Origin of the sequence: Aeromonas sp. s13 (assembly GCF_040907905.1) — a bacterium.
GTDB classification, from domain to species: Bacteria; Pseudomonadota; Gammaproteobacteria; order Enterobacterales; family Aeromonadaceae; genus Aeromonas; species Aeromonas veronii.
The window spans coordinates 51,508-63,042 of the sequence record NZ_JBFOCS010000054.1 but is presented as its reverse complement, the minus strand read 5'-3'; the positions used below and the strand labels follow the sequence as shown (position 1 = coordinate 63,042).

The 11,535-nt window shown below is 62.1% G+C and carries 11 protein-coding genes; 1 reads left to right on the top strand and 10 read right to left on the bottom strand.

The genetic code is table 11. From position 1 onward, the window contains the following. Positions 1-25: 25 nt before the first annotated feature. From AB5Y82_RS09960 to thpR, 10 genes are all read right to left on the bottom strand, one after another. On the bottom strand, positions 26-1,396 hold the full coding sequence (locus tag AB5Y82_RS09960; RefSeq protein WP_159144335.1) for a cation:dicarboxylase symporter family transporter: 1,371 nt from the start codon (positions 1,394-1,396) through the stop codon (positions 26-28). A gap of 144 nt (positions 1,397-1,540) precedes the next feature. Further along, the gene (locus AB5Y82_RS09955) at positions 1,541-1,891 is read right to left on the bottom strand and encodes a putative quinol monooxygenase (RefSeq protein WP_005354654.1); all 351 of its coding nucleotides are present in this window, start codon (positions 1,889-1,891) and stop codon (positions 1,541-1,543) included. Positions 1,892-1,915: 24 nt separating this feature from the next. Further along, positions 1,916-2,773 (bottom strand): pantoate--beta-alanine ligase, encoded by an 858-nt coding sequence (gene panC / locus AB5Y82_RS09950; protein WP_368173924.1) that lies wholly within the window; start codon positions 2,771-2,773, stop codon positions 1,916-1,918. A 201-nt stretch (positions 2,774-2,974) separates the two neighbouring features. Next, positions 2,975-3,769, bottom strand: coding sequence for a 3-methyl-2-oxobutanoate hydroxymethyltransferase (gene panB, locus AB5Y82_RS09945; protein ID WP_368173923.1), 795 nt, complete (start codon positions 3,767-3,769; stop codon positions 2,975-2,977). Further along, positions 3,766-4,275 carry a 2-amino-4-hydroxy-6-hydroxymethyldihydropteridine diphosphokinase gene (gene folK / locus AB5Y82_RS09940; RefSeq protein WP_227343100.1) on the bottom strand — a complete coding sequence of 170 codons (510 nt, stop codon included), beginning with the start codon at positions 4,273-4,275 and terminating at the stop codon, positions 3,766-3,768. The genes panB and folK overlap by 4 nt, the downstream gene beginning before the upstream one ends. An 11-nt stretch (positions 4,276-4,286) precedes the next feature. Continuing rightward, on the bottom strand, positions 4,287-5,753 hold the full coding sequence (gene pcnB, locus AB5Y82_RS09935) for a polynucleotide adenylyltransferase PcnB (RefSeq protein ID WP_368173922.1): 1,467 nt from the start codon (positions 5,751-5,753) through the stop codon (positions 4,287-4,289). 255 nt (positions 5,754-6,008) lie between these two features. After that, positions 6,009-6,917: a tRNA glutamyl-Q(34) synthetase GluQRS gene (gene gluQRS / locus AB5Y82_RS09930; protein WP_111900189.1), complete on the bottom strand. Its 909-nt coding sequence runs from the start codon at positions 6,915-6,917 to the stop codon at positions 6,009-6,011. Between the two features lie 111 nt (positions 6,918-7,028). Then, a complete protein-coding gene (dksA, locus tag AB5Y82_RS09925) occupies positions 7,029-7,478 on the bottom strand; it encodes an RNA polymerase-binding protein DksA (RefSeq protein ID WP_005335644.1) in 450 nt (149 codons plus the stop codon). 119 nt (positions 7,479-7,597) lie between these two features. Continuing rightward, a complete protein-coding gene (gene sfsA, locus AB5Y82_RS09920) occupies positions 7,598-8,341 on the bottom strand; it encodes a DNA/RNA nuclease SfsA (RefSeq protein WP_111900190.1) in 744 nt (247 codons plus the stop codon). Continuing rightward, complete coding sequence (thpR, locus tag AB5Y82_RS09915) at positions 8,338-8,880, bottom strand: RNA 2',3'-cyclic phosphodiesterase (protein ID WP_111900191.1); 543 nt, start codon at positions 8,878-8,880, stop codon at positions 8,338-8,340. The genes sfsA and thpR overlap by 4 nt, the downstream gene beginning before the upstream one ends. Positions 8,881-9,058: 178 nt before the next feature. Here thpR and hrpB point away from each other — a divergent pair, with 178 nt between their 5' ends. After that, complete coding sequence (gene hrpB / locus AB5Y82_RS09910; RefSeq protein WP_368173921.1) at positions 9,059-11,506, top strand: ATP-dependent helicase HrpB; 2,448 nt, start codon at positions 9,059-9,061, stop codon at positions 11,504-11,506. Positions 11,507-11,535 lie beyond the last annotated feature (29 nt).

Here is an 11,535-nt window from a genome sequence, read left to right as displayed (position 1 = left end):
CTTTCATATTACGTGGCACTCAGGGTTAGCTGACGGCCTGCTCCAGTGGCTGCGGCTGCTCCGCTTGGGCCAGCTGCTGCTTGCCCAGCAACCGTTTGGTGATCATGGCCGCCATGATGGAGCCGTTGACGTTGAGAGCGGTGCGGCCCATATCCACCAGCGGCTCGATGGCGATCATCACCCCCACCAACGCGATGGGGAAGTTGAGGGTGGAGAGCACGATCAGCGCGGCGAACGTCCCACCACCGCCAACGCCAGCCACCCCGATGGAGCCCAGTGCAATCACTGGCAGCAGAGTCAGCAGAAACAGGGGATCAAAGGGGTTGATGCCGAGCATGGGGGCGATCATCGCCACCATCATGGCCGGATAGATGCCAGCACAGCCGTTCTGGCCGAGGTTGGCACCGAACGAGGCGGCAAAGTTGGCGATGCTGGAGGGCACCCCAAGGCGCTGCTGGGTCTCGATGCTGAGCGGAATGGAGGCGGCGCTGCTGCGGGAGATAAAGGCGAAGGTGAGCACGCCCCACACTTCCCGAAGATAGTGCAGCGGGTTCTGGCCGATCAGCAACAGGATCACCATGTGCACCGCAAACATCGCCAGAATGGCGACGTAGCAGACCAGGATAAAGCCGAGCAGGCTGAGGATCTCGCTCAGGGGATAGTGGGCCACCACCCGGGCGATCAGCGCCATCACCCCATAGGGGGTGAGCGCAATCACCACCCGCACCATCTTCATCACCCACAGTTGCAGGGTGTCGATGGCCACGGCGGCGCGAGCACCCGCCTGCGGATGCTCCGCCTTCAACTGCAGCAGGGCAACACCGGCCAGCACGGTAAAGATCACTACGCCGATCACCGAGAGGCCGCGGCTACCCGCCATATCGGCGGCAAAGTTGGTGGGCACCAGCGAGAGTAGCAGGGCAGGCAGAGTCTGGGCACTGTCGATGGTGCTCATACTCTGTTGCAGGGCTGCCGTATCGCTGCCGTGACTCAACAACCCGGCTGCGGTGAGACCGCTCAGGTGGGTGATGGTCATCCCCACCACACCGGCGATCATCACCAGGGTCAGCATGGAGCCGATCAACACAGCGCTGATCTTGCCGAGGGACTGGGCCTGCTCCAGCTTGTTGATGGCGGAGAGGATGGAGGTGAACACCAGCGGCATCATCACCACCTTGAGCAGGCTGACATAGCCGCCGCCGATGATATTGACCCACTCCAGGGTCTGCTGAACGCCGGCATCATCGGCGCCCCAACCCAGTTGCAGCGCCAGTCCGAACAGGGCACCAAGCAACAGACCGGCGAACACCTTGCGCGAGAGCGGCACAGTAGAGGGAATCCGGGTCAGGGCAAAACAGAGCAGACAGAAGAGCAACGAAGCAAACAAGGTAAACATAAATAAACACCTGTAGCGGCCATCAGGGCCGATTGTGGACAGCGAAAACAGAGGGTGCGAGCGGGGTCGCGGGGGAGAACGCCGGAGTGCAGGCGTGAAAAAGCAGCGGACGCCCGAGGGGGCGTCCGCTGGCAATCGGGGGTATTACTTCTTTACGGGGGCGTCGTACTGTTCAGGTTCGTCGCTATAGACGCAGACATTCCACTTCGCGGCCAAACCATCTTCCGCCAGACAGTAACGCTCGAAGAAAGCCTTGATCTCCGCGCGCTGGCAGTGGGCTTCGAAAGCCGCCATATCTTGCCAAATCTCGTTGAACACGATGGGGAAGCTCTCCCCCTCGGCAAACGGGCTCGCGATGTGGCGGGTCACCCGATATTGCAGGCAGCCATCCTCACGCAGGGTGTTGGGCTCGAGCGCCTGCAGCACCTGAAACAGGGCCTGCTCCTGACCGGGTTTGGGCAGGAATTGGGCAATGCAGTAAACCTTCTTGGACATGGGGTCCTCCTGGTTGTGGCGGGCTCAGGCTTGCTGCAGCGTGACCACTTGATTGTCGATAAGGCGGGCCTTGCCAAGATAAGCGGCCATCAGGATCACCAGCTGCGCGCTCTCGTCTGTGGCGGATTCGAGGGTGGCGGCATCGACGATGTCGATGGCATCGGTACGAAAACCGGCGTTGTCGAGACGCTGGCTGGCCTGCGCCACCAAGGAGGGCAGATGGTGGTCACCCGCTTCAATCTGCTCGGCGATCCAGTTCATGGTACGCGCCAGCTCGGGAGCAATGGCCCGCTCGGCGGCCGTCAGGTAACCGTTGCGCGAAGAGAGCGCCAGCCCGTCCTCGGCCCGCACGGTGGGCACACCGACGATCTCGATGGGCATCGCCATGTCGGCCACCATCTTGCGAATAAGCGCCAACTGCTGGTAATCCTTCTGGCCAAAGCAGGCCACATCCGGCTGTACCAGATTGAACAGCTTGGTGACGACGGTGCTGACCCCACGGAAGTGACCCGGACGCAGCGCCCCCTCCAGCAGATTGGAGAGACCCGGCACCTCGACGAAGGTCTGGCTGGCCAGCCCCTGCGGATACATGATCTCCGGGGTCGGGGTGAACACCATGTCGACGCCGGCCGCTTCCAGCGCAGCGCAATCCTGCTCCAGAGTGCGCGGGTAGTTGGCAAGATCCTCGGCCTTGTCGAACTGCATCGGGTTGACGAAGATGCTGACCACCACTTTCTCGGCGTGGCAGTGCGCCTCTTTCACCAGCGTCAGGTGGCCCTGATGCAGGTTGCCCATGGTGGGCACAAATGCGATGGCACGCCCTTCACGGCGCCATTGGCTTATCTGCTCACGCAGAACTACGGGATTATTTACGACCAACATCAGCAGTTCACCTTCCGATAAATCAAAAAGAGAGACGGGTTGCATCTACCGATAGCGCTCGGGCGGGATGGGGCACGAACATGGCTATCAGCAGTTCACCTTTAGATGAATCAATAAGATACGGATTAGCTATACGGATTAACTGTGCAAGGCTGACAAGCAGAGACGGGGGCCGCAGCCCCCATCATGCAACCGCCAGGATCAGTTGAAGCAGTGCTCCGGGCCGGGGAAGCTCCCCTCGCTCACCTGCTGCACATAGAGGCGGATAGCGGCACGCACATCGCCGGTCTCGGCCAGGAAGTTCTTGGTGAACTTGGGCACATAGCCGGAGGTGACGCCAAAGGCATCGTGCATCACCAGAATTTGACCGTCGGTCGAAGGGCCGGCACCAATGCCGATCACCGGGATGCGAAGTGCCTTGGTGATGCGCTCGGCCAGCGCAGTGGGCACACACTCGAGCACCAGCAGCTGGATACCGGCCGCTTGCAGTTCGAGGGCCTGGCGATAGATCTCCTGCGCCTGAAACTCATCGCGCCCCTGCACCTTGAAGCCGCCAAAGACATGAACGGATTGCGGAGTGAGGCCGAGGTGACCGCACACCGGCACCCCGTTGCGGGTGAGGTGGCGGATGGAGTCACAGAGCCAGTCGCCCCCTTCCATCTTCACCATGCGGGCACCGGCCGCCATCAGGCGGGCAGCGTTCTGGTAAGTCTGCTCGGGGGTGGCGTAGCTCATGAACGGCATGTCGGCGACCACCAGTGCCTTGCTGGCACCGCGCGCCACACAGCGGGTGTGATAGACCATCTCATCCATGTTGACCGCCAGGGTATCCTGACCCCCTTGCAGCACCATGCCCAGCGAATCGCCGATGAGCAGCACGTGGGCCCCCTCGTCGTCGAACAGCTTGGCAAAGGTGGCATCATAGGCGGTGATGGCGGTGAACTTTTGACCTTCCTGCTTCATCTTCAGCAGGCTGGCGGTGGTGATCTTGCTCATAGAGGCTCCTGTACGTCTGCACGCGGGGCAATGATGGCCAAATCATTGTGCGGGCAGCGGGCAACCAGTCGGGCGAGCGGGGTGCCGCAGGGCAGCACCAGAGCAGGCGCAATTTCGGCAAGGGGCAGCAGCACGAACTCCCGCTCCTTGATGCCGTAGTGGGGTACGATCAGGCGCTCATGGTTGATCACCTGATCCCCATAGAGCAGCAGATCGAGATCCAGAGTTCTCGGCCCCCACCGCTCATCTTTGCGCACACGTCCCTGTTCCAGCTCGATTTTTTGTAATTGATCCAGCAGCGCAAGGGGCGCGAGCCGGGTATTGAGCCGGGCCACGGCATTGACGTAGTCCGGTTGGTCAGCAGGCCCCATGGGGCGGCTGCTGTAAAACGACGAGGCCTCCACCAGCACAGATTCCGGCAACCTTGCCAACGCGGCAACGGCGCGACGAGCCTGACCCAGCGGATCAGACAGGTTGGAACCAATGGCGATGAAGACCTCGGTCATCACGTCTGTTGTCACTCGACCACTTTCGGTTTGCGGCGACGGGGGCGACGGCGGTTACGGCTGTTGCTGCTGCGCTTCTCGCCATCGTGGCTGCGAGCCTCGCCGCGCTCACCACTTGCCGGGCGACGGGTCGCTTCACGCTGCAGTTGCGGGCGCACATCCGGATTGGAGGCAACATAGCGCTCCCACCAGCTGGCCAGCTCGCCGAGACCGCGCTCGACCCGGTTGCGCAGCAACAGGAAGTCAAACGCCGCGCGGAACTTGGGATGCTCCATGGCGCGCTCGGGGTGCTTGCCCTGACGGCGGGTCAACCGCTGTTGCAGTGCCCAGATGTCGCGGACATCGGTGGTGAAACGGCGGGGAACGGCGATGATCCGCACCTGATTGTCCAGCACCTCGTTGATCGCCAGCATGAAGGCGTCATACCAGGGCAGGCCGCTCTCGTTCTCCAGCACCCGACCACGAGCCTCGACGCAGCCCCACAGCAGGGTGGCATAGAGGAAGGCAGGAGTGACGCGTTTATCTTCGCGGACGCGAGTGTCAGTATCGATCAGTGCCTGCTCGATAAACTGCTCGTAGGGCGAGTTGCCGTGCGGGGTAAACAGCGCCGCCACTTGCGGGAACAGCTGCTGGAACAGACCATACTCGCGCAGCAGCTTGTAGGTCGCCAGACCGTCGCCAGCCAGGAACAGCTTGAGGGTCTCCTCAAACAGGCGGGCAGCCGGTATGTCTTGCAGCAGTGGCGCCAGCTCCTTGATGGGGGCGGCGGTACGCGGGCTGATGGTCATATCCAGCTTGGCGGCAAAGCGCACGGCGCGCAGCATCCGCACCGGATCTTCACGATAACGGGTCTCGGGATCGCCGATCAGCTCAAGCTTGCGCTCGGCCAGATCTTCCAGACCCCCTTCGAAATCGTGCAGGGTGAAATCTTTGGCGCTGTAGTAGAGGGCGTTGACGGTAAAGTCGCGGCGCTCGGCATCCTCTTCGATGGTGCCGTAGACGTTGTCGCGCAGCAGCATGCCTTCATCAGACTGGGCCGACACATGTTTGCTGGTATTGACCTGATGGTGGTGACCCCGGAAGGTGGCCACTTCGATCACGTCACGACCAAAGACAATGTGGGCCAGGCGGAAACGACGGCCAATCAGGCGGCAGTTGCTGAACAGCGCCTTGATCTGCTCCGGCGTCGCATCGGTTGCGATGTCGAAATCCTTGGGCGTCTTCCCGAGCAGCAGATCCCGGACTCCGCCGCCGACCAGGTAGGCCTCATAGCCCCCTTTGTTCAGACGATAGAGCACCTTGAGTGCATTCTCGCTGATCTCTTTGCGCGAAATAGGGTGCTGATCACGGCTTAAGGTACGACGTTGACCGGCGACACGGGCTGGAATGGGGGATTCCACCGACTGCTCGCCGTCTTCCTTGCCGAGCACCTTGCGGCAAAAGTTTGCGATCTGGGAAAAAATGGTACACCTCTTCATGACTTCTAAATTGACGGGAGGCCAAAAAATAGCGGCCTATCATAGCTCACGCCTAACCAAATGAAAAACCGTGCAGACAATTGATCCCGCATGAAACCGTCTGCCAGCGAAAATAGCGGTCAATCTGCACATAGCTCACACCTGACCAAATGAAAAACCGTGCAGACAATTGATCCCGCATGAAACCCTCTGTCAGCGAAAATAGCGGTCTATCAGCGCCCAGATCACGTCCTATTACACGAAAACCGGCTCTCTTTACTCAATGTCCAGCGGGATCTTCTCGCTGGCTGGCACCCGTTCGAGCTGCCAGTTGGCGATGCCCCACTCGATGATCTCGTCGATCCGGCTTGCCATCAGCTCGGGCGGCGGACACTGGCCGAGGAAGTGCAGCGCCTGCCACAGGGCCGGTCGCACCTCATCGAGCGCCAGGGCCGGCGCATGGTTCTGCTTGGAGAGCTTGTTGCCGTCGGCCAGCACCGCCAGCGGCAAATGCACCCAGTCGGGCACCGGCGCCCCCAGGGTCTGGTAGAGGGCAATCTGGCGCACCGTGGGCTCCAGCAGATCGGCGCCGCGCACTATCTCGGTGATGCCGCTGTCCATATCATCCACCACCACCGCCAGGTTGTAGGCGTAGAGCCCGTCGCGGCGACGGATAATGAAATCCTCCTCGGCGAGCGCCGCCGGTACCGCGATATGGCCCTGCAAGCGATCGTCGAAGTGGTAGACCGGATGGTGCTGGCGCAGCCGGGCGGCGCAACCTTCGGCCGCAAGCCCCAGCGTGCGGCAGTGGCCGCTGTAGAGACCGCCCGCGGCCATGATTTCGCGCCGGGTGCAACGGCACCAGTAGAGGTCCCCCGCCCGATAGAGCTGCTCGATGATCTCGTCATAACGGCCGTGGCGCGCGCTCTGGAACATCACCTCCCCATCCCACTCGAGGCCATATGCCTCAAGAGTCTTGAGGATCAGGTGCGCTGCCCCTGCCATTTCCCGCGGCGGATCGATATCTTCGATGCGTACCAACCAGCGTCCCTGCTGCGCTCTGGCCTGCAAAAAGCTGCCGAGGGCGGCGATCAGCGAACCGAAATGAAGCGGGCCTGAGGGTGAGGGAGCAAAGCGGCCGACATAGGGGCGCGCAAGGGGTGAGGACGGGGAATTCACTAGCATGACTGTTCGGGTAAGCGATTCATTGAGGCTGCATTCTGGGGCGCGACCGCCAAAAGCTCAATAAAAAAGGGAGCCCGCGAGCTCCCTTTTTCATATACCAGAGGGTCGGGATCAACCGGCCATCTGTTTTTCCTTGATCTCGGCCAGCGTCTTGCAATCGACACAGAGGTCGGCAGTCGGACGGGCTTCCAGACGACGGATACCGATCTCGATACCGCAGTGTTCGCAGTAACCGAAATCATCGTCTTCAAGCAGCTGCAAGGTCTTCTCGATCTTCTTGATCAGCTTGCGTTCACGGTCGCGGGTACGCAGTTCAAGAGCGAACTCTTCTTCTTGCGCGGCACGATCCACGGGATCCGGGAAGTTGGCAGCCTCGTCTTTCATATGGTCGACGGTACGATCAACTTCCTGCATCAGTTGGTTGCGCCAGGCACCCAGGATCTTGCGAAAATGCGCCTTTTGTTGGTCATTCATGTACTCCTCACCCGGCTTTTCCTGGTAAGGCGCGACACCCGCAATGGCCAGGGGGCCCAGAGATTTCCTGTTTTCGCCTGTTGGCATGCCCTGTCTCCTAATTCAGCACGCTACCCGTGCCATCCATAAATTGAGGGCGACATCTATAGCAGAAGGGTAACGGGTAAGCAAACGAGCCGTACCAATAATGTTACCCACTCCAATATTTATGCACTCCCCTCGGGTAACAGGTGACCAGATTCAAACGGGATAAACCCTTGAGCCACCATGCCTTGCACCCCAACATGGGGCCGATAGCATAAAATTTCAACCCCCGCCGCGATTGCCTGCTCAATTAGCAGACTATAGTGCGGATCTATATGGGTTGCAGGGCGCATCCGGCTTATTCCGGAGTGCAACACCATAAAGAGCAGCACGGCCCTGTGGCCCGCCGCTTTCATCGCCATCAACTCGCGCAAATGCTTGGCACCACGGGCGGTGACCGCATCGGGGAAGTAGCCCATGCCAGCCTCCTCCCGCTCGTCGAGCAGGGTGACCGATTTTACCTCGATGTAACAATTGCCCTTTTCGTCATCTTCCAGCAACAGATCGATGCGACTGTTCTCTTCGCCATACTTCACCTCGGTGCGCAGCCGGCTGTAACCCGCCAGCGGAGCGATGGCCTCCTGCTCGATCAGCTCCCGGGCAATCTGGTTGGCGCGGGCCGTGTTGACGCAGATAAAGTGGCCTGCCGGGCTCTCGGCGATCTCCCAGCTGTTGGGCAGCTTGCGCTTGGGGTTATCGGAAGTGGAGTACCAGACCTGGGTGCCCGGATCGGCACAGCCGGTCATGGCACCGGTATTGGCGCAGTGGATAGTGATGACCTCGCCGTTATCGAGTTGCACATCGGTCAAAAAGCGCTTGTAGCGGGCTACCAGCTGGCCCGATTGCAGGGGGGGATCAAAGATCACGGGTTAGCCCTCCGCGCGTTTTCTTTTACCCGGGCACGCAGCGGCCAGCAGGCAAGCGGTTCGTAGCGAACCCCGTCCGGGGTCGAGATGGATTGATAGAGGCAGAACTCATCGGCCTGCAGCAGAAAATTTGGGGCAGGCAGGATGGCTGGCGCCTCGCCCGCCTTGCGCGACAGGGTGACGTGGGGGCGATAACCCTGCTCGCCATTGCCAAGGCGCAGCTTCTCACCGTGGCGGCGCAGCGCCTTCGCCAGCACGGTCAGCTCGTTGGGCCACTCCTTCGGGCCAATCCAGGCTGCCTTGGCCCGGCTGAACCAGCCGGTCTCATCCAGCCTGATGGAGAGCGGCGGACAGTGCTGACGCTCTACGGCGGCGATCAGGCGGCGGGTGGTCAACTCGTCCGCCTCACCCAGAAAAGCCAGGGTCAGGTGGAGGTTGGCTTGTGGCACCGGCTGACCGGGCCAGGGCAGCTTATCGCGCCAGGCGATGAGCTCGGGGGCGAGCTCCTTGACGGGCAGGGCAAAAAAAAGTTTGGCCATGTGGTGATAATGCCTTTTTCACGCTCATTGGATGAGCCCATTCTATGGCAGCCATCCGGCCATGTCTCGCCACCCTCCCGCCCGAGTGACCATCTGCGCACATCCACTCACGGTGGCACGGGTGGCTGTGGCAGAATAGGCGCCGTTTTACCGGTTGCTACAGAAGGTGCTCATCACTTTGTCCCAGCTCCCCATCGTTTCGGTATTGCCCGAACTCTTTGCCGCCCTCGACACCCACGCCAGCGTGATCCTGCAGGCGCCTCCCGGCGCAGGCAAATCGACCCTGCTGCCGCTGGAGCTGGTGCGTCAGAACCGGCTGCCCGGCCGCATCATCATGCTGGAGCCAAGGCGCCTCGCGGCGCGCAATATCGCCACTTTTCTGGCGCGCCAGCTGGGGGAGAAGGTGGGCGAGCGCATCGGCCTGCGGGTGCGTGGCGAGAGCCGCACCAGCTCAGCGACCCGGCTCGAGATTGTCACCGAAGGGGTGCTGACCCGGATGTTGCAGCAAGACCCTGAGCTGAATGGCGTCTCGCTGGTCATCTTCGATGAGTTCCATGAACGCAGCCTGCACGCCGATACCGCGCTGGCCTTCGCTATCGAGAGCCAGCAAGGGCTGCGCGATGACCTCAAGCTTGTGATTATGTCCGCAACCCTTGATGGCATGGCACTCGAGACCTTGTTGCCGGATGCCCCTGTGGTTCGCTCGGAAGGGCGCGGTTTCCCCATCGACTACCACTACCGCCCAGCCAACCGCCAGCAGTGGCTGGAGCCGCAGGTCGGCGCCGTGGTACTCGAAGCGCTGGCCGAGCAAGATGGCAGCCTGCTGGTCTTTCTGCCGGGACAGGGTGAGATCGAGCGGTTGGCGCAGTGGTTGGCAGACAAACTGCCGGACGACGTGACCCTCGCCCCCCTCTACGGCCGCCTCGACATGGCGGCACAGCAAGCGGCCATCGAACCGGCGCCTGCCGGCCGCCGTAAGCTGGTGCTCACCACCAATGTGGCGGAGACCTCCCTCACCATCGAGGGGGTCTCTGTCGTTATCGACAGCGGGCTGGAACGACGGGCCTCCTATGATCTGAAAAGCGGCGTCACCCGGCTGGAGACACGCCAGATAGCCAAATCCTCCGCCACCCAGCGGGCAGGCCGTGCTGGCCGTCTCGGCCCCGGCGTCTGCTACCGGCTCTGGAGCAGCGAGGTGCAGGAGCGGCTCGCCGAGCAGAGCCCGCCAGACATCCTCACTCAGGAGCTGACCGGCCTGCTGATAGATGCCGCCCAGTGGGGCGCCAAGGTAGAAGATCTGCCGCTTCTCGATATGCCTCCCGCCGCCGCGGTGGCCAGCGCCCAGAGGTTGCTGGTGGCCCTTGGCGCCATGAAGCCGGAGGGTGAGCAACAACTCACTCCCGCTGGCCGCGCCATGGCCGCCTTCGGTACTCACCCTCGCCTCGCTCGCATGCTGCTGCGCGCCCGCGAGCTGGAGTCCGAGGGTCTGACAGGGATTGTCGCCGATGCCGCTTATCTGGTGGCGTTGCAGGAAGAAGATCTGCGAGGATCGGAGCGCCTCTCCGTGCTGTTCCACCGCCGTCAAAGTGCCCTGCGTCAGGGAGCGGCCCGCTGGTTTGAGCGGCTTGGCGTGCGCCCTGCCAGTGCGCAGGGGCAGTGGCTGGGGCTGCTCTGTGCCCTCGCCTGGCCGGATCGCATTGGCAAACTGCGCAGCGGCAGTCGCTATCAACTCAGTGGTGGGGTGAGCTGCGATCTGGTAGAAGGTCATCCCTGTCAGGGACAAGCCGCCCTTATCGCCATCGAGATGGGGCAGAACGATCGCGGCAGCCGCATTTTTATCGCCGAACCGGTCGATCTGGACGAGCTGGTACGCCTGCTGCCGGAACTGGTGAGCGAACGGCAGTGGTTCGACTGGGATGAGCGGGAAGAGCGGGTGCGCGCCGAGCGCCAGCAGGTGATCGGCGAGCTGGTGCTGAGCCAGCGACCGCTGACCGAACTCTCTGACGAGCAGAAAGGGCGCTGCCTGCTGCAAGGCATTCGCCGCAAGGGGCTGCATGTACTGCCTTGGGACGAGAGCAGCGAAGGGCTGCTGGCCCGCCTGCGCTGCGCCCGCGACTGGCTGCCTGATGAGGGGTGGCCCACGATGGATGACGACAGCCTGCTGGCCACGCTGGAACAGTGGCTGCTGCCAGCGGTGAGCGGTATGACCCGGCTGGAGCAGCTGAAGAGGCTCAATATGAGCGACATCCTGCGCCAATCCCTGCCCTGGCCGTTGCCCAAACGGCTGGACGAGGCGCTGCCGAGCCACTTTGCAGCGCCCACCGGCAGCCGGGTGCGGATCCGCTATCAGCCGGGGCAGGCACCGGTGATCCCGGTGCGCATTCAGGAGATGTTCGGGCAAGGTTCGACCCCCTGCGTGGCCGATGACCGGGTGCCGCTGGTAGTGGAGCTGCTCTCCCCCGCCCAGCGACCGCTGCAGATCACCGCCGATCTGGCCGCTTTCTGGGCAGGATCCTACGAACAGGTGAAAAAAGAGATGAAGGGGCGCTATCCCCGCCACTACTGGCCGGATAATCCGCTGGAAGCGATGCCGACCAAGGTCACCAAGAAGAAGATGGGTATCTAGGTTCGATTGGCCAGGCCCGATCGGACGTT